Origin of the sequence: Mycoplasmopsis gallopavonis (assembly GCF_900660635.1) — a bacterium.
Taxonomy (GTDB): domain Bacteria; phylum Bacillota_I; class Bacilli_A; order Mycoplasmatales; family Metamycoplasmataceae; genus Mycoplasmopsis; species Mycoplasmopsis gallopavonis.
In genome coordinates, this window is sequence record NZ_LR215032.1 from 156137 (window position 1) to 176209 (window position 20073).

The 20073-nt window shown below is 27.0% G+C and carries 17 protein-coding genes and 1 tRNA gene; 15 read left to right on the top strand and 3 right to left on the bottom strand.

The window, feature by feature from the left end; genetic code table 4:
• Positions 1-68 precede the first annotated feature (68 nt).
• Positions 69-3086 (bottom strand): coiled-coil domain-containing protein, encoded by a 3018-nt coding sequence (locus EXC53_RS03035; RefSeq protein WP_129724698.1) that lies wholly within the window; start codon positions 3084-3086, stop codon positions 69-71.
• 117 nt (positions 3087-3203) lie between these two features.
• Here EXC53_RS03035 and prfA point away from each other — a divergent pair, with 117 nt between their 5' ends.
• The 4 genes from prfA (at position 3204) to EXC53_RS03055 (ending at position 5799) form a co-directional block, all read left to right on the top strand.
• Positions 3204-4283 (top strand): peptide chain release factor 1, encoded by a 1080-nt coding sequence (prfA, locus tag EXC53_RS03040; RefSeq protein WP_119572258.1) that lies wholly within the window; start codon positions 3204-3206, stop codon positions 4281-4283.
• Entirely contained in the window at positions 4283-5005 is a 723-nt protein-coding gene (prmC, locus tag EXC53_RS03045; protein ID WP_119572259.1) for a peptide chain release factor N(5)-glutamine methyltransferase, read from the top strand. The genes prfA and prmC overlap by 1 nt, the downstream gene beginning before the upstream one ends.
• Before the next feature lie 128 nt (positions 5006-5133).
• Positions 5134-5224: transfer RNA gene (locus EXC53_RS03050), tRNA-Ser, on the top strand.
• A gap of 293 nt (positions 5225-5517) precedes the next feature.
• Positions 5518-5799, top strand: a complete 282-nt coding sequence (locus EXC53_RS03055; protein ID WP_119572260.1) for an HU family DNA-binding protein — start codon at positions 5518-5520, stop codon at positions 5797-5799.
• A gap of 34 nt (positions 5800-5833) precedes the next feature.
• On the opposite strand, the gene EXC53_RS03060 is transcribed toward EXC53_RS03055, so the two are convergent.
• Together EXC53_RS03060 and recU are read right to left on the bottom strand one after the other, a co-directional pair.
• Positions 5834-7093 carry a DDE-type integrase/transposase/recombinase gene (locus tag EXC53_RS03060; RefSeq protein ID WP_129724498.1) on the bottom strand — a complete coding sequence of 420 codons (1260 nt, stop codon included), beginning with the start codon at positions 7091-7093 and terminating at the stop codon, positions 5834-5836.
• Between the two features lie 80 nt (positions 7094-7173).
• On the bottom strand, positions 7174-7656 hold the full coding sequence (gene recU, locus EXC53_RS03065; protein ID WP_119572314.1) for a Holliday junction resolvase RecU: 483 nt from the start codon (positions 7654-7656) through the stop codon (positions 7174-7176).
• A 124-nt stretch (positions 7657-7780) separates the two neighbouring features.
• On the opposite strand from recU, the gene tpiA reads away from it, so the two are divergent.
• The 11 genes from tpiA to EXC53_RS03115 all read left to right on the top strand — a co-directional run bounded on the left by tpiA (position 7781) and on the right by EXC53_RS03115 (position 20023).
• On the top strand, positions 7781-8515 hold the full coding sequence (tpiA, locus tag EXC53_RS03070; protein ID WP_119572313.1) for a triose-phosphate isomerase: 735 nt from the start codon (positions 7781-7783) through the stop codon (positions 8513-8515).
• Positions 8516-8559: 44 nt separating this feature from the next.
• Positions 8560-10440, top strand: a complete 1881-nt coding sequence (locus tag EXC53_RS03075) for a hypothetical protein (protein WP_119572312.1) — start codon at positions 8560-8562, stop codon at positions 10438-10440.
• Positions 10441-10483: 43 nt separating this feature from the next.
• On the top strand, positions 10484-11698 hold the full coding sequence (locus tag EXC53_RS03080) for an IS3 family transposase (RefSeq protein WP_129724700.1): 1215 nt from the start codon (positions 10484-10486) through the stop codon (positions 11696-11698).
• Positions 11699-11911: 213 nt separating this feature from the next.
• On the top strand, positions 11912-12061 hold the full coding sequence (locus EXC53_RS04215) for a hypothetical protein (protein ID WP_165261030.1): 150 nt from the start codon (positions 11912-11914) through the stop codon (positions 12059-12061).
• A gap of 39 nt (positions 12062-12100) precedes the next feature.
• Positions 12101-13483, top strand: a complete 1383-nt coding sequence (locus tag EXC53_RS03085; RefSeq protein ID WP_119572211.1) for an ABC transporter ATP-binding protein — start codon at positions 12101-12103, stop codon at positions 13481-13483.
• The gene (locus tag EXC53_RS03090; protein ID WP_119572212.1) at positions 13467-14303 is read left to right on the top strand and encodes an ABC transporter permease; all 837 of its coding nucleotides are present in this window, start codon (positions 13467-13469) and stop codon (positions 14301-14303) included. Before EXC53_RS03085 ends, EXC53_RS03090 begins: the two co-directional genes overlap by 17 nt.
• Positions 14296-15087: an ABC transporter permease gene (locus EXC53_RS03095; protein ID WP_119572210.1), complete on the top strand. Its 792-nt coding sequence runs from the start codon at positions 14296-14298 to the stop codon at positions 15085-15087. Before EXC53_RS03090 ends, EXC53_RS03095 begins: the two co-directional genes overlap by 8 nt.
• A gap of 4 nt (positions 15088-15091) precedes the next feature.
• Positions 15092-17239, top strand: a complete 2148-nt coding sequence (locus EXC53_RS03100) for a hypothetical protein (protein WP_119572209.1) — start codon at positions 15092-15094, stop codon at positions 17237-17239.
• A gap of 225 nt (positions 17240-17464) precedes the next feature.
• Complete coding sequence (gene rplK, locus EXC53_RS03105; protein ID WP_119572208.1) at positions 17465-18061, top strand: 50S ribosomal protein L11; 597 nt, start codon at positions 17465-17467, stop codon at positions 18059-18061.
• On the top strand, positions 18061-18756 hold the full coding sequence (rplA, locus tag EXC53_RS03110; RefSeq protein ID WP_119572207.1) for a 50S ribosomal protein L1: 696 nt from the start codon (positions 18061-18063) through the stop codon (positions 18754-18756). The genes rplK and rplA overlap by 1 nt, the downstream gene beginning before the upstream one ends.
• Before the next feature lie 52 nt (positions 18757-18808).
• The gene (locus tag EXC53_RS03115; RefSeq protein ID WP_129724702.1) at positions 18809-20023 is read left to right on the top strand and encodes an IS3 family transposase; all 1215 of its coding nucleotides are present in this window, start codon (positions 18809-18811) and stop codon (positions 20021-20023) included.
• Positions 20024-20073 lie beyond the last annotated feature (50 nt).

The following is a 20073-nucleotide window of genomic DNA, read 5'->3' on the forward strand; positions in this document are numbered from 1 at the left end:
AGGATCCTAAACTCAAACGGATTTGTCTATTTTTTACATTTATTTTTTATATAAATAAAGCAAAATTTTTAGAAATTGCGAATAACCATTAATCTAGGTACCTCTAATTTTAAATCAGGTAAAACAATTGAATTTCCTAAAATAACTTTTCCTTCATAAAAATTATAAATTTCTTCATAAGTTAAACTTGAATTGTCTAATTCTCCACCTGTCATTTTCTTTCAATTATTTTTAAATAAATAAACAATATCTGGTATTGGATTTTGAGCAATTAAATCAAAATTATAAGTTGAACGAATATCATTATAGGCTCTATTTATAATGGAAATTGGAATCATATAGTAAGATAATTCTAATTTAGTTCATGCACTTGAAGGTTTAACCAGTTTAATATAAGGTACTCAGTCAATTTCTATTTCGCTTTCTCTAAAAATAAAACTTCGATAACTATTAGCATAACTAATTAATTGTTTTACCTTGTATTTTTGATGATTGAGATATTGATAATGTTGATAAACACCATGATTAGCTTCCATTGAATAATTAAATGAATTAATTTTTTCTTCTAATTCTTTTAAAGTTCCCTTAAAAACATCTTGATCTTTGAATAAATTAGCTAAAACAATCTTTGTATTAAAATTGACATCATTATAAGCGTTTTTATCGCAAATATCATCAGCATTTAAATTAAAAATAACTTTCTTACAAAAATAATCAGTTAATCATTTACCTCTTGGGGAGGTATAAATTCCAAAATCACCTTTAATAACTTTCGCTTCAAAATATGTTCGCTCTGGGTTTTTGGGTGGATTGTTATAATAATCGGAACCATTATATGATAAGCCTTTTTGATTATCAGGATAATATTTATCAAATGCTAGCAAATTACTATCTAGTGCTCTTGTTTCATATCCTTCTCTTTTAAACTTATTAAATCTATCACGAAGTGCATCTCAGGCATAACCTGCTTCATAAAAAACTTTTGGATTTTCTAATTGAGTCACAATTCCAAAGTTTAAGGATTTAATATTTAATTTATTAAGAAGTTCTAAAAGTTTATTTAATTCTTGTTCTTTTTCCAACTTTTCTTTTTTTAGAGTTTCTAAATTTTTTTCTTTAATTTGAATTTGATGATTTAAGTTATAAATATATGAACCTGATTTAGCATTTTCGCCATAAATCCCTACATTGAATTCTCTATCACTAGAGCCGGTTAAAAACTGTAATTTATTTTTTGTGCGTTCCAGTTCTAAATTTAATTTTTGAGAATTTTTTTCTGCTACTAAATAATTATCTTTTCAATACTTTACTTCATTAAGAGCTTTTTGTTTTTCTTTTTCAAGATCAGAAATAGAATTATCTTTATTCTTTAATTGGCTTTTTAAAATTTCTATTTCTTGATTTTTACTTCTAATTTGCTCTCTAAATGAATTAATTTCGCTTTCTTTGTTGATAAGAATTTGTTTTTCTTTTTCAATTTCTTTACTAAGCTCCAAAATTTTGGTTTGAGATTTTTGCAATTCAGCATTTTTGTTCTTTAAAGAATCTAATAATCTTTGATTTTCACTTTCTTTAATTTTTGCTTTTTTTCTTAAATTAGAAATCAGTGAATTATCTTTAGCTCCATTACCTTCTTGATCAACAATCAAAGAAAGATCTGTACTACCCACATATTCAATTAGCTTTTGGTCTTTTAATTTAATTAACTCTTCTAATTTAGAAAGCTTTAAATTTATTTCTCCTAAAATTCCTGTTTTAATTTTTCTATAATTTTCTCTTAAATCAAAATTAATATTTTGATTTGTCCCAATTAGACTCTTTAATTTTTGTTCTTCTTTGTCTAAATAATTTAATAATCCATTTTTTTGAGCTTGATAAATTTTTAAAATAACAGTAAATGCTTCTTTTAAGCTCTTTAGATTTACATCAATTAAATTAGTTAATTTTTCTACTAATAAATTTACTTTTTCGATTTTTTGCAAATTATCATTATTAATAAAATAATTTTTATATTGATCATCACTATAATTTCAAAATACCTTTCAGATTTCACTATCTTCATTTGCTAAACTATCAAACTCTTTAAAATGATGACTTATTTGAAAACGCAGATTTGGATCGATATGTTCAAAAAGTAGAACCTCACCGTTAAGAAGTTTTTTAAATTTTTCAACATTTAAACTAGAATTTAAGATCTTTGCAAAAGATTCGCTTTCTTCATGAAAATTATTTGAATTCAAAAATTCTTTTGTTATAAAAACTTGATTAATGAGTTTGATATAAGTTTCTTTTTCGGAATTAATAGTTGCAATAAATTTCTTATAACTATTTCTTAATTGAAGATTTAAATGAATAAATTTTTCCTTTTCTCCATTTCTATCATTTTGAATATTATTAAATGATCTCTCTAAATTTGAGATCTTTGTTTTCAATTGAACTAATTCGGTATTTTTAGAATTTAAAGAATTTTGTAAATTAAGTATTTCATTAGATTTTTGCTTAATTAAATTTGTTTTTTCATCTTTGCTCAAAGTAAAGCTTTGAATTTGAGTTTCTAATTCATGCACTTTTGCATTTTGAGAAGCAATTAAGTTTTTAATTTTTTCAACTAGTTCTAAATTTTCTTGTTCTTTTTGTTTGAATTTCTTTAAAAGTTCAGTATTTTTTTGTTTTTCAAGATTTAATTGATTTTCAAGATCGTTAATTTGATTTTGTTTTGCTTGAATTTGCGAAACTAAATTCTCTTTGTTTTCTTCATTAGCTTCATGGGCTTCTCCATTTTCATATAAAAGTAATTTATTTTTTAAATTTTTTAAATTTGTTTTCTCATTTTCAAGTTCAAAACAGATTTTTTGCATTTTTGCTTCATTTTCAGAAAGACTAACTTTGAAATTTTGGATTTGTGTTTCTAATTCTTTCTTATTAAATTCAAGATCTACTAAATTATTTTTTAAATAATTAATCATTTTACTTTTCTTATGAATTTTAGCGGATACAAAAACACCAGCAGTTGAACTTATAGCAATTATTCCTAAACTAAAAAAAGAAAGTAGAGTGGCTAATGTATATTTGAGTTTTTTGGTCATAAAATCCTCCTTTAAATTTATTGAAAATTTCAAAATTAATAGAATTATTTAGTTTTTAGTTAGATTTAGTGACTATAACCTAAACACTAAAAATTTATGTGGTAAAATAAAAACACTATGGAAAATACAATGTATAAATCTTTACTTCAAATTAAACAAAAACATGATGAACTTCAAGAACAATTACTCAACCCAGAAGTTGTTTCTGATATTAAAAATTACACAAAAATAAACAAAGAAATTAACTCAATCAAAGATATTGTCGAAGCTTTTAATGAGTATTTGCAAGCAGAACAAAATTTAAAAAATGCCAAAGAAATTCTTAACATTGAAAAAGATGAAGAAATGATTTTTCTTGCTAAAAGTGAAATTTCAGAATCAGAAAGCTTAATGGAAAAACTTGCTGAAAGTTTAAAAATCTTAATCCTTCCAAAAGATGAAAACGATAATCGTGATGTAATCGTCGAAATTAGAGGTGCAGCTGGTGGTGATGAAGCAAACATTTTTGCAGGTGATTTATTTAGAATGTACCAAAAATGATGTGCACAAAATGACATGAAAACAACACTTTTAGAATCATCGTCAACAGAAGGTGGAGGTTTTTCTCTTGTGACTTTTTCAGTTAAAGGTGATAAACCATATTCAAAACTTAAATTCGAAAGTGGTGTCCACAGAGTTCAAAGAGTTCCTGTAACCGAAACGAAAGGTAGAGTGCATACTTCAACAGCAACAGTAACAGTAATGCCTGAAATTGATGATGATATTGAAATAGAAGTAAAATCAGAAGATATTAGAGTTGACGTTTTCCGTTCAAGTGGTAATGGAGGTCAATCTGTTAATACAACTGATTCAGCCGTTAGAATTACTCACTTCCCAAGTGGAATTGTTGTTTCTTGTCAAGAAGGAAAGAGTCAAATCCAAAACAAAGAAATTGCAATGAGAATCCTTAAATCAAAACTTTATGATATTGAAATTCAAAAGAAACAACAAGAAGAAGCTGGATACCGTAAATTAGCAGGAAGCGGAGCACGTAGTGAAAAAATTAGAACTTATAATTATCCACAAGATCGTGTAACTGATCATAGAATTTCTTTCTCAACAAGTTTATCTCCTGTAATGGAAGGTAAAATCAATCCTATTATTGACGCATTATTAACCGAAGAACAAAACGAGAAAATCAAAGAAGCTGGAATTTAATGCCTACAAAAGAAGATTTAATTTTAGAAAAGCGTAGATACGGTTTGGATCAAACTGTATCTACTTTTGAATTAGAGCAATTAAAACAACAAATGCCTATTCAAAAAATTATTGGATACATTGAAATGGCAGATGTGAACATCGATCTTAGTTATAATGTTTTAATACCCCGTTACGAAACCGAGGAATTAATTTATTGAGTGAAAGAAGAAATTCACAAAATAAATAAGAAAGATTTTAAAATTCTAGATTTATGCACAGGGAGTGGTTTTATTGGACTTGCTTTGAAAAAAAATTTTCCTCATTTTGAAGTGACATTATCTGACATTAGTTCCCAAGCAATCAAGCAAACTAAATTAAATGCACAAAGAAATAATTTAGATGTAATGATTATTCAAAGTAATTTATTTGAAAATCTTAAAACTAATAATTATGATTTAATTGTTGCAAATCCTCCCTATTTACAAAGTTCAGAAATTCTTTCCGATAGTGTTTTAAATTTCGAACCATCTAGTGCTCTTTTCGCACCTGATGATGGATTTTATTTTTACAAAGAAATAATTAAAGAAGCTCCCAAATATCTTAAAAATGGACATGGTTTACTTTTTTTTGAAATCAATCCGTTTCATTTAGAAATTTGAAAAAAATTAAGTCAAAAGTTAGATATTGAAATTCAAAATGATATTTCAAATAAACCAAGAATGGTAAAAATTAGATTTTAGCTTTATTTTAAGCTTTCTTATGCTATAATATTTGTACCTAATTATTAGGTATTTCTAGCGCACATAATAGAAAATAATACTTTTAATTTTTATAAAAAACTAAATTGTGTTATACTATTATTTGTAATGGAACAGTACTCAAGAGGCTGAAGAGGCGGTCCTGCTAAGACTGTAGGGGAGGCAACTCCCGCGGAGGTTCAAATCCTCTCTGTTCCGCCATTTTTTTTATTTTATTTTTAAGTTTCAAAAACTATTTATTTTTATTTTTTTAATTTTATTTACCCTTTTATTTTTTAACTTTTTTAATAATTAAAATATATTTTTTAAATAATATTCCTCAATATTAAAGAGAGAGCGAGAAGAAATTCTCGTTTTTTATTACTTTTTTATATTCTAATTTTTTCTAAAAGTTTTATTTTTTGACTAATTCCTCTATAAAATAGGTTTAAAAAAATAAAAATAATTTTTTTATAATATAATATAAATGTAATTAATTCAAAATTAGGAGACAAATGACAAAAAAAGATTTTATCGTAGAAGTGGCAGAATTTGCTGATTTAGAACCAAAAGTAGTTGAAAAAGTTTTTGACTCAATGGTTTTCGTTCTTAAAGAACAATTAATTACAGAAGAAAAAGTTAGACTTTCAAAATTAGGAATTTTTTCTACTGTTGTTAAACAATCACGTACAATTCAAAATAAATTCACAAAAGAAGAACAACAAGTTCCTCAAAGACGTGTTATTAAATATAAACCTTCTAAATACTTACGTGACCAAGTTGATATTAAAGCTTAGTCATCAGCTAGCAATGTATATTAGGATAAATAAATTAGACACTTAACGTCGCATGTGTTAAAAAACCATGCGGCGTTTTTCAATTTAAATTTGATTGAGGTCTTTCGAGGTTATATCAAGAAAAATATTTAGATATGATTAAATTCACTTCGCTATCTAACATTTTATCAGTTTCATAAAAATCTAATAATTCTCTTTGAATTAATGCAAAAATAAATTCGGAAGGTCTATTTGCTAATGAATTACCTTTTGGAGACATTGATTGTTTAGTATTTACATTTTTTAAAAATTTAGAAAAGGCAAAATTTGCATATTCAATTCCGTGATCTGAATGAAAAATAGTAGGTTTGATTTGATGTTTATCAAGAGTATCTTGAACAAGCTTTATAGTAGATGCAGAATCTCTTATATCCGATAAAGTTCAATTTAAAACAGTGTTACTAAAAGTTTCGGTGATAACATGAAGAAATCTCATTCCTTCTTTTGTTTTAATAAATTTAATATCTGCATGTAATTTTTCACCAAAATAATTTGATTTAAAATTTCCTTGAACTAAATCTGATGCTCAGATTCTAGAGAATTTTACCTCTTTGTTTTTCTTTGATTTTTTCTTTTGATATGCTCTTGATTTATATTGATTAAATTCATAATTTAGTCTAAATAAATATGAAGAAATTCTTTTTTGGTGCGTTAATAAGTATTTTTGATAAAGTTTATCTCTTCCTATAACAAAATTAGAATTTTTAGCTTCTAAATTAATTCAATTAATTAATTCATGATCAATATATTTCTTTTTGTCAATTTTTTCTTTCTTAGAATAAGAGTAATAAAAAGAAGTTCGATTTAATTTCAAAACTAATGAAATTTTTGAAATATTTCTAAATTGTTTACTTTTTTCTTCTTTTCTTTTTCTAATTTTTTCAAAAATTTCTTGTTGTTTTACTCCTCTTTCTTCCAAAATTTCTTCCATAATATCCTGATAAAGATCTCTATCTTCCTCACACAATTCATTGATGCTAACTCTTTTTCTTCTTCCTGAGTTAGGTTTTTTACTTTTACCTGATTTACTTTCTAAATTATTCATGTTGAAATTATATATTTTTATCCAACTCTTTAATAAAGCTTTCGCTCTTCTATAAGGATTTTCATGCTTACCCTCTTTTCTTTGTTTTATGATTTGATATCTTTCTCAAAAATCTTCAACAAAAGTTATAATCGCTATTTCAAAACCTTCTTTTTGGTAAATGTGGATATATTTTAATTTTTGTTCTTTTGTAAATTGTTTTAAACGCATAAAAAAGACACACTCCTTTCTTTTTGGAATGTGTCTAATTTTTTTATCCTGATTTACATCAGCTAGCAATGCTAGCTTTTTTATTTAAAAATATTGATAATCCCCGGAAATTCAAGTTCTATTTTTGTTCCTAACTCTTCAATTTTGTCTTTACTAATTGAGCTATGAGCTTTTTTATGTTCGAGAAGTTTTAAAGAATCGACTTTAAAAAAAGAATTATCACTAGCAAAATAAAATACAAAAAACGAAATTCCTCCATTTTTAGCAATTAACTCTAAATAATCTCACTGATGTTTTTTGATGTTTTTATATCGATAAAGATCTTTTTCTGAGCTTTTTGCTTCAAAACAAATAAATTTACCTTGATACATTCCGATATAATCAACTGTTGATTTTACAAAAAGTTTTCCTTTAACAATAACATTTGTTCCTATATTAGCTGTTTTTGTAATTTTAATAGGCACTTCTTTTTTCTCGATAAATGCAATTTGATTTTTTTGATAGTAAAACAAACTATTATTTATAACTTCTTCCAAAAACATTCCTTTATTTTTATAATTCATAGCATTTAATAAATAATTTTTTTGATAAGTTGAACTAAAAAAGTTTTATTTTTTTAGTTAATTATTTATAAATTTTTATAAATGCTTTAAAATTTAGTCAAAGATTAAAAATAAGGAGAACACAATGAAAAATAAAGTAATTATTGGTAACTGAAAAATGAACAAAACTTTTTCAGAATCAGTTTTATTCTTACAAGATTTAGCTGCTTGCCACGATCAAAATAAAGACAAAATTGCAGAAAATATTAAATACGCTATTGCAGCTCCATTTACAAATTTATCTGCTTTCTCATTAAATCAAGTTCCTCACTTAGAGGTTGCTGCACAAAACATGTCAAATAAAGAAGCTGGTGCATACACAGGAGAAATTGCTCCAAACATGCTTGTTGAAATGGGTGTAAAATATGTAGTTTTAGGACATTCAGAAAGAAGAGAATATTACCACGAATCAAATCAATTTGTTTATGAAAAAGCAAAATTAGCTTTAGAATATAATTTAATTCCTGTTATTTGTGTTGGAGAAACTCTTGAAGAGTATGAAGCAGGGAAAACAAAAGAGGTTGTTAAAAAACAAATTGAAGAATCAGTTAAAGATTTAGATTACACAAGAATTATTGTTGCTTACGAACCTATTTGAGCAATCGGAACTGGTAAAGTTGCAACACCAGAAATCGCTGAAGAAGTATGTAAATATATTCACGAATTAACTTCAAATGATTTAATTGTTCAATACGGTGGAAGTGTTAATCCAAAAAACATCGCTGAACTTTCACAAATGCCTAACATCGATGGTTTCCTTGTAGGAGGAGCTAGTTTAGAGGCTGAAAGTTTTATTAAACTTTTAACATTAGGAAAATAATCGTTGCTTTGAAGCAACTTTTATTTTTTTAGAAACGGAAAATAATGAAAACTTATAAAAAATGAATTTTACCAATAATTACAATATCAGCACTAGCAAGTACAGTCCTTGCTGCTTTTTCTTATAAAATTTCCCATCCATTTAAACCTAGTTTTTATAATTACAAATCTTATATGTCAGATGATAATCAAGATTATCTAAGAGAAACTTTTCAATACAAAGCTTTTGATGAAATTAATGAATTTAGTAAATCATTAATCAATAATAAAGCAGTTGCAGGAATTGGTTCTGATTTCCAAGCAATCAATTTAATTAAAGAAGGCTTAATTACTCAAATTGATTATAGTGTTCTTCTTGACGATCCTTCTTTAACAACTAACGATAAAATTAAATCTGCCCTTCGAAAACTCTACCGTCCTGAAATTTGAAATCATCTTGAATCTTATAATAAATATTTAAAAGAAGATCCTAACACTTATAATTATGAATTTTGACAATTTTTTGTCCCATATTATTCACAAGATGCTATTGTGGGCTATAACATTCAAAAACTCAAAATTCCTAATGAATTAAAAAAAGATAACTCAGATGAACTTGATTTTGATAAAGCAGCCCAAAAAATGAATCTTCCAAAAAATAAGTCACATGAAATGATTAATATCTTAAAATCACTTCAAAAAGTGGGTGTAAAGCACTATACAATTACAGACGCAATTAGAGATAATATGCTTTACGCAACAAGTTATTGAAAATTACCAGATGGCTCAAGAGTAAGTGATCGTTTTACAGGTGAAGTTTCAAATAAAACTTACTTAGAAATGCTAAATTATTTTGGTGATTTAATTAAAGATGGAACCGGTTTTGCAATCAAAGATTCAAATGCAATTAGTCTAAAGGGTGATAGTTTAGAAATTATTCGTGATTTATTAAATCCAAATTTTAAATCTTATAGTGCATCTATTATGTATAACGGTGATGCAATGAATGCTTATTATAGTGATGAGCATTTTAGTGAATTAGAACCCAAAAAACAAGTTCGTGGAATTAAACCAAAGCACAATATTCTTTTAGTAGACGGACTTGTAGTAGCTAAGGCTACTTCGCTTCAAAATAGAAATCGTTATTTAAAAGTTTTATCAAATAGTATTTATGAAAATCTTAAAAACAAACATCATCAAATTAAAGAAACCAATAATTTAGATTCTAATAAGCTTACCGAAAAATTATATCTCGAAGATTGAAAAAGACTTAAAACCAAAGAACTTGAAAGCTTGCAAGTCAACTCAAACAATCAAGAAGAATTCATCAAGACTTTGCTTCCACTTGTTGATTTATCTAAACCAGAAAACAATCAAATCTTAAATGACTTTTATCAAGCTAGAGAAAAACATGAAGCTTATAACATCGGTCAATTAGAACATGATGTTGACATAAATGATCGAATTAATTTTATGCCAAAAATAATCGCTAATTGATTGCTAAATCAAAAATCAGATCTTTTAAAACAAATTTCAAACACTGATTTTCAACCACAAACAGGCTTTGAAAAAGCCGTTCAAGCATTATTTAATAACTATAAAAATCCTGAATTTCTAGAAATTTATAATAACGCAAACCAAGAAAAGCAAGCTTTAATTTTAGCTAGAATTTTAGCAACTTTAAACTTACAAAATGAACTAATAGCTAAAGAAAATAAATATATAGATAATTTCAATTATGTTCGTTATGTTCCGATTGAAACATCTTTATATGAATTGGTTTTAAGAAATTATTTCATGGATGTAACTAGCGGTCAAGATCAAAAAGTGATTGAAATTTATGAAATTATCAATAATTCAAATAATATCCATAAAGCACTTGGTCCTGTTGATAAAAAATTACAAAGTAAAATTAGCATTGAATACTTTAATTTAACAAAATCTTAATAGCACTTTTAAACTAGGACAATAAAAATTAACATTCCTTCGAATGTTAATTTTTTATATTTTTAAAGGAGAAAAAATGGGAAAACATTTTACAGAAGAACAAGAAAAAGAAATTTATAATACATTTTTTCAATTAGGCAAAAAGTATGCAATTGAACTTATGTATAAATATGGTGCAAAAGCAAAAGATAAATATGTGAAAGCAAGATTACGAGGAATATTAAAACATTATAATTGTAATATGAATAAAAAACCAAGAAAGCCTGGAACCGGTAGGTCAAGAAAAGTGAAAGAACAAGATATAAATTGAGACATTTTTACACGAGAAGATTTAATTGAAATTGCAAAAAGATATAGAGAAATTACAAAAGATAAATTTAAAACAGAGAAAGTTCAAGAGGCATCAAATATTAATATGGCTTCGTATAAACTTGCTATTTTGTTGTATCTTTGTAGACAAACAATATCCAAACATAAAAGAAATAATTTTGCTCCTAAAAATAAATCCAGAAAAATAAAGTACCAAGACTTGATTATTGATTCATTTAAACAAAATAGATCTAAATATGGTAGACAAAAATTAAAATATTTTATCTTAAAGCACTATAAAATAGACATAAACGAAAGAACTCTAGGAAGATATATTAATGCCTTAGGTTTATTTTGCAATATCAGAAAAAGAAAAAAATTAAAAGAAGTAAAGAACACATCTATCATAAAAGAAAACATTGTGAATAGAGATTATAACGATGTATATAACAGAAATATATATGCTACTGATGTAACATATCTCCCAGCGACAAAAGATGCGATAAACAATAATGTTTATCTTTCAGTAGTGATTAAACATAAAACTAAAGAAATAATTAGTTTTTCTCTTTCCAAATTTAATGATTCAAAATTAATTTACAAAACATTTGAAAATGTTGATTTTGAAAAAAGTTTTATACTACATTCAGATCATTGCTCAACTTATACATCTGATGATTTTTCTCGTTTTATTCAAAATAAAGGTGGAATAATTTCACTTTCAAAAGTGGGAAACAGTTTAGATAATAGAGTTGTGGAATATTGATTTTCAAATTTAAAAACTGAATTAATTAGAGATTTAAATATCAAAGCTATGACTTTGAGTGAACTAGAAAAAGTAATATCTAATTATGTTAATTGATACAACAAATTTAGAATTCAATCATGTCTAAATTGAAAAACCCCATACGAATATAGTATGGGGCTATCCAATTTGATAAATTGTTAATTTTTTCTGTCCTAGTTTACTTTTGTGCTATTTTTATTTTTTAATGCGTTTGTTTTTTGGCTTAAAAATTTAAAAAAGAAAAAAATGCGGAACTTTTACTTCTAAATCTACAATATAGTCTTAAAAGTTTAGAAGTTGAGATATTAAAAAAATAAAAAAAATAACAAAAAAATATTATAAAAACTTAACTTTAAAGTAAAATAATTATTATCTATGAAAAACAAAAATGAACTAATACAGAAAATTAATGTTAAAAATATTTTTCAAGTTTTTTCAGGATATAACTATCCTGTTTTTAAGTTTATTTTTGTTGAATATTTTGAAAACTATTCAGATGCCGTCTCCCCGTTTTTAATTAGCTAAATTTAGTTTAGCCAAACAAAAAATGAAAGGAACATAATAATGGCTATATCAAAAAAGAAAAAAGATAATTTACCAATTATCGAACTTAAAGAAGTTGTTAAAGAATTTGATGATAAAGTCGTTCTTCACAGTGTTGATTTAAAAATTAATCGTGGAGAATTTGTAACTTTACTTGGACCATCAGGAAGTGGGAAAACAACTATTTTAAGATTATTAGGAGGTTTTGAATGAGCAACACGTGGTGAAATCATGTTTAATGGGCTCGATATTAAAGATTTATCTCCTCATAAAAGAAATGTATCAACTATTTTCCAAGATTACGCATTATTTCCACACTTAAATGTTGAAGGAAATGTTGCGTATGGTTTAAAACTCAAAAGAGTCAAAAAAGAAGTAATTAATGAAAAACACATTAAATTACTTGAAACTAAGAAAAAACAATGAATCGCAAAAGCTGAAGCTAAAATGGCTGAGCTTGACAAAATCCAAGAACAATACACCAAAGAACTCGAATCAATCCCAGAAGGAACTCGTCAATACCGCAAAAGACAAGAATGACTTGACGATTCTGATTTTCAATATTCATATTGAGAAAACTATGTAAACCAAAATGTTGAAGCTTTTGAAAACCGTTATTTCAAAAGAAAAATGACTAGCGAAGAAATGGAAGCTAAAATCGCTAAAATCCTTGAAATTGTTGGATTAACAGGAAATGAGAAAAAGGCAATTACTCAATTAAGTGGAGGAATGAAACAACGTGTTGCTTTAGCTCGTAGTTTAGTTATTGAACCCGAAATTTTACTTCTTGACGAACCGCTTAGTGCCTTAGATGCCAAAATTCGTGAAAAAATGCAAGTTTTATTAAGAACAATCCAGCAAGAATTAGGACTAACTTTTATCTTTGTTACTCACGATCAAGATGAAGCATTAGAGCTTTCTGATCGAATCGCTGTTATGCGTGGTGGAGTAATTGAGCAATACGATACACCAAAAAATATTTATGACTATCCTGTTAATATTTGAGTAGCAAAATTTATCGGAAATTCAAATATTTTTAACGCCAAAATCCTTAAAAATGGAAATGTTAGAATGCTTGGTAAAGAGTTTAAAACAGTTCATGATTTCGAAGAATTTGAAGGTGAAAATGAAGTTGATGCATTAATTCGTCCTGAAGATATTGATATTGTTTCAGAACCTAAAACAGTCAAAGGTAAAATTAAAGGTAGAATCAAAGAAATGCAATACCGTGGAAGCTACTTCTACCTTACTATCGAAACAGATGATGAAGATATTATCTATGTTGAAACTGCTAAGAAATTTGAATTAAATGAAAAAGTTTATCTTTCATGAACAATCGATTCAATTCACTTAATGAAAAAAGACGCTAAGTGAGATTATTCAAATGATGCTTTCCAAAATTAGTAAAAAATTCAATTTAAACCAAAAATTTCTTTTTGCAGTTCCATATCTTTTAGTAGCTTTATTTTTAATAGTTTTACCTGTTGTTTTAATTGTTATCAACAGTTTAAGATCTAATGAAGGAAACAATCCTTGAACATTAGTTGGACAACCAGGAACTTGAAAAATTATTTGAAGAAGTTTATATGTTGGGGTTATTTCAGCTTTACTTTGCTTAATAATTGCCTTACCATATTCCTATTTTATTTCACGTTCACAAAGTAAAATTTTTCAAATTTATGCATTAAGTTTAATCATCTCGCCAATGGCTATTTTCACAATTGCTAGAATTTATGCAATTAAAGGTTTATTTTTATCAATTTTTGCTTCAGAACCAAACACACTTAATAATTCATGATTTATTATTTTAGGTTTAACTTATCTTAATTTACCTTTAATGATCATGCCACTTTATACAGTTTTTAAAGATATGCCTAAAAACATTATTGAGGCATCAAACGATCTTGGATATAATGATTTTCAAACTTTATTTAAAGTTATTTTACCTTATGGAACAAAAGCAATTTTAAGTGGACTTGGGATGATTTTTCTTGCCGGAGCTACTACTTTCACAATTTCAAGTAAATTGCTCCCAGACGGATCGCAGCAAACTTTAATTGGAGATTTAATTAATACTAAAATTAACCCAGGAAACAAATACGATCTTCAAGTTGGAAGTACATTAGTTATTGTTGTTTCTGCAATTTTTATTGGATCTTACTCATTACTTTTACTTATTCCAAAAGTGATCTTCAAATTCAAGAAAGGATATCACTATGAATAAATTAACAGAATACTTGCGTAAATCTTATATTTACATCATTTTATTATTAGTTTATATTCCTCTTGTTTTTGCAGTCATATTTAGTTTTAATGAAAAATCTCCAAAGGGTGAATTTAATCCATATTACACACCTTTTACAATTGAAAATTACTTAGAATTTTTACAAAACGATCGTTTAAAAGCGTTAGTTAATACTTTTTTACTTGCGATTATTGTAAGTATTCTTGTTGTATCACTTAGTCTTGTGACTGTTTATTCACTTTATCGTCAAAAGAATAAAAATTTAAAAAGATTTGTTCAAGGTACTTCAAATATTCCATTAATTAATCCAGACAACATTACAGCAATTGGACTTGTTCTTGTTTTTGGAATTTTCATCGGTGTAATCAGCACAGAAGATGAAGGTTTCATGCGTCTAATTGTAGCTCACACAATTATGGCACTTCCTTACGGAATTATGCTAATGCTTCCACGAAGCGAGAAATTCAACAACAATTTATACGAGGCTTCACAAGATTTAGGACATTCAAAATTCCGTTCTTGAATGAAGACTTATTTGGTTTACATGATTCCAAGTATTATTATGGTTGTAATTGTTTCATCAGTATTAAGTTTTGATGACTTTATTATTGCTAGAACAGTTTCAAATACTTCAACACTTGGAACTAAATTATATGAGGGAGCTTTCGAGCCTTGAGGTCTTGTTCTTGGTTCAATCGTATTATTCATTACTATTATTGGTAATGTGATTTATACAATTGCAAAATCAAGAAGAAAGGCATAATTAAATGAAGAAATTTTCACATAAATGATTTTTAGGTGGGGTTGCTTTATTAGGTTTAGCCTCACTAACTGCTACATTAATTGGTTACAAAGTCAAGACACCTTTTAAACCTAGCTTTTATAACTATAAATCATATATGTCAGATGATAATCAAGATTATCTAAGACAAGAATTTGATTATAAAGCTTTTGATGAAATCAATCAATTCACAAATGCTTTAATCAACCACAAAACTGTCGGAGGAATTGGATCAGATTTTCTTGCCGCTAGTTTAATCCAAAAAAAACTTCTCAAAAAAATTGATTATGGAATTTTATTTCGTGATCCTGAATTTTTAAAAATACCTAAAAATTCATTACAAAGAAGAAAATTAACCAAATTAGCATTACGCTTAATTTTAAGACCTGAAGTATGATCACATTTAGAAACTTATAATAATTATTTATTTGTAATTGACAAAAAAGGTGATCCGGTCATTGATCCGTTAACTAATAAACCGAAACGGATTACTTCAACTTTTACTGACTCAAACAATAACGAAGTGGAAGTCAATGATGAATTTTGAGAGTACTTTTTACCATATTATTCACAAGATATGGTTGTTGCTTACAATTTGTTAAAACAAGATATGAATAACGCTAATTACGTTATTCAAAAAATGAAAGAACAAAACAAGGAAACATGAAACTTAGATGATTTTCCTGAAATTAGCAAAAAAGTTGAACCCCTTAAAAATATTGATTGACTAAATAGTCAAAAAATTAGCGGTAGCGAAAGTTTAATTGATCTTGTGAATATTTTAAATACCCTTAAAACAAAAGGCTACAACAATTGAACAATCACTGATGCTTTAAGAGACAATATGCTTTACGGCTCAAGTTATTGAAAAAAAGCTAATGGTGATCGCACCGCAAATGACTTTACAGGAAAAGTTGAACCCAAAACTTATAGAGAATTAATTGATTCTTTTACCGATTTAATTCATGACGGAACAGGTTATTATGTCACTGATAGTAATCACATCAATTTTAAAGGTGACGGACTTGAACTATTAAATAATTTAATTAACCTCTCACGAAGTGATGCAAGGGCAGCAATTATGTATAACGGTGATGCCTTAGATGCTTACTACGGTAATGATAACTTACCTGGGTGAGCAATTGATGGTTCAACTCGGTCAATTAAACCAAAACATAACCTTCTTTTAATTGATGGTCTAGTCTTTTCATCGAATAATAGCGACGAAAGCAATGATCGATACTTACAAAATCTCGCAGAGAGCGTTTATTCAAATTTTCAAGCCGAATTTGAGCTACTCAAAGATCAGTTATATAATGAAGTAGAAAATGATTTTAATACTCAAATTCAACAAAAATTCGTTGAGCATCGCCTTGCTAATTTATGAGAAGAAATTAAATTGCAAAATTGAGTTGATAATTTAGAATTACCAGAAAATAGTCAACAAGAGCTTGCAAGTCTTGTAACAAAATACCGTGCTAAAATTGATCTTTCAAAACCTGAAAATCAAAACTATTTTGACAAATTTTATAGTTTAAGAAATCAACATCAACTCTTTTTAAACGGTGAAAACCCAAATGATGTTGATTTAAGTCAAAGAATCAACTATCTTCCAACTATTTTAAAAGAATATTTAGCAACTTCAAAACAAGCTTTAATTAATCAAATTAAAGAACAATTAATTCAAAAAGCAAACGATCAAGAAAAAGCAATTGAATTAGATAGCTTAGACTTTGAAGATACAGTTTTACTTACAATTTTTAATAATTTTATTAGTGAAAACTCTGATTATTTTGATGAATTTATTCAAGATTCAAATGAGTTAGAAAGTGCAATTGTAAATATATTAGCACGCTCAATTGCGTTCTTAGATGTTGAAGGCGATCAAACTTTAGCTGATCATTTAGATATCAATAATTTCTCTTACATTAACTATGTACCAACTCAAAATGTTGATTATGAGCTAATTTTAAGAAATTACTTCGCTTCACCAAGCGAAGGACATGATCCTGAAGCGATTGGTATTTATGAAATTAATAATAGTAAAAATGTAATTCATGAAGCTATCATGCCTATTAACGATCAACTTCAAAGTAAAGTTACAACTTATTATTTTGCTAAAACAAAATCATAATTAATTTAAAAAGTTAGATTCTGTCTAACTTTTTATTTTTATATCTAGAAAGACAAATTACTTAAAATAGATTTTTAAGACTATTTTTTAGTGGTTAAAAATCTTAGAAATTGCTTTTATTTTTTAAGAAAAAAAATATAATAAAAAAGCAATATAAAGATATTGCCGCCGTGGGAGATAAAATTAAGTTTTATCGTTGGACCACAATATCGAAAGGATACTAAAATGGCAAAAAAAGAAATTCAAAGAATTGCTAAGTTAGAGTTCATCGCAGGACAAGCTAAACCTGGTCCAGCACTTGCTGGTGTTGGTGTTAACATGCCTGAATTTACAAGAGCTTTTAACGATGCAACAAGAGATAGAGGAAACGAACCAGTTCCAGTACAAATTACAGTTTACAAAGACAAAACATTTGAGTTCAAATTATTTACAGCTCCAGCTTCATTCAAAATTAAACAAGCTGCAAAAATTCAATCAGGTGCAGCTAACGCTAAAACAACAGTAGTTGCTACAATTTCAAAAGATCAACTTAGAGAAATCGCTGAATACAAATTACCTGACTTAAACACAGATGATGTTGATGCCGCTATGGCTACAATTGCTGGAACAGCAAAACAAATGGGTGTTTTAGTTGAAGGATACGATGACATCTTCAAAGCGAAAGCAGAAGCTAAAGCTGCTGCAAAAGCTGCAAAAGCTGCCGCTGCTAGAGAAGCTGCTTTAAATGAAGAATTAGAAGAATTAGCACAAACAAAAGGTCAAGCAATCGAAGTAACAACAATTAAAGATGAAGAAAAAGCAAAAGAAGGAGAACAAGAATAATGGCTAGAAAACTTTCTAAAAACTTAAAAGCTGCTAGAGAATCATTCGATAGAACAGCAGCTTATGAATTAGCAGAAGCTATTGAACTTGCTAAAAAAACTTCTTATGCTAAATTCGATGCTTCAATCGATTTAGCATTCAACCTTAACCTTGATGTTAGAAAAGCTGACCAACAATTACGTGGTGCTGTTTTACTTCCAAACGGAACAGGTAAATCAGTTAGAGTATTAGTTGCTACAAACAACCCTGAAAAAGCTAAATTAGCTGCTGAAGCAGGTGCAGATATTGTTTTAGATGGACAAGCAGTTGAACAAAAAATTAAAGAAGATGACTTTGATTTTGATGTTATGGTTGCAGACCCAACAATGATGCCTTTACTTGGTAAATATGGTAAAAAACTTGGGCCTAAAGGTTTAATGCCAAACCCTAAAACAGGTACAGTTACACCTAACCCTGAAAAAGCTGTTGAAGAACTTAAAAAAGGTAAAGCAAACTACCGTACAGATAAAGCCGGAATCGTTCACTCTCTTATTGGAAAATCAAGCATGTCAACAGAAGCTTTAGTTGAAAATGCTAAAACACTTATCTCATTAATCAAAAAACTTAAACCAGCTGCTGTTAAAGGAACATACATTCTTAACTTAACAGTTTCGGCTTCAATGGGACCAAGTGTTAAAATTAAACTTGAAAAATAATATAAAAAGTTAGCTTAGTAAACTAGCACAATAAAAATTAACATTCCTTCGAATGTTAATTTTTTATATTTTGAAAGGAGAAAAAATGGGTAAACATTTTACAGAAGAACAAGAAAAAGAAATTTATAATGCATTTTTTCAATTAGGTAAAAAGTATGCAATTGAACTGATGTATAAATATGGTGCAAAAGCAAAAGATAAATATGTTAAAGCCAGATTACGAAGAATATTAAAACATTATAATTTTAATATGAATAAAAAACCAAGAAAGCCTGGAACCGGTAGGTCAAGAAAAGTGAAAGAACAAGATATAAATTGAGACATTTTTACACGAGAAGATTTAATTGAAATTGCAAAAAGATATAGAGAAATTACAAAAGAAAAATTTAAAACAGAAAAAGTTCAAGAGGCGTCACATATTAATATTGCTTCGTATAAACTTGCTATTTTGTTGTATCTTTGTAGACAAACAATATCCAAACATAAAAGAAATAATTTTGCTCCTAGAATTAAATCTAGAAAAATAAAGTACCAAGACTTGATTATTGATTCATTTAAACAAAATAGATCTAAATATGGTAGACAAAAATTAAAATATTTTATCTTAAAGCACTATAAAATAGATATAAATGAAAGAACTCTAGGAAGATATATGAATGCCTTAGGTTTATTTTGTAATGTCAGAAAAAGAAAAAAACTAAAAGAATCAAAGAACACATCTGTCATAAAAGAAAATATTGTTAATAGAGATTATAATGATGTAGATAACAGAAATATATATACTACTGATGTAACATATCTCCCAGCGACAAAAGATGCAATAAACAATAATGTTTATCTTTCAGTAGTGATTAAACATAAAACTAAAGAAATAATTAGTTTTTCTCTTTCTAAATTTAATGATTCAAAATTAATTTACAAAACATTTGAAAATGTTGATTTTGAAAAAAGTTTTATACTACATTCAGATCATTGCTCAACTTATACATCTGATGATTTTTCTGGTTTTATTCAAAATAAAGGTGGAATAATTTCACTTTCAAAAGTAGGAAACAGTTTAGATAATAGAGTTGTGGAATATTGATTTTCAAATTTAAAAACTGAATTAATTAGAGATTTAAATATCAAAGCTATGACTTTGAGCGAACTAGAAAAAGAGATATCTAATTATGTTAATTGATACAATAAATTTAGAATTCAATCATGTCTAAATTGAAAAACCCCATACGAATATAGTATGGGGCTATCCAATTTAATAAATTGTTAATTTTTTCTGTCCTAGTTTATAGCTAACTTTTTTTTATAAAAAATTAAAGT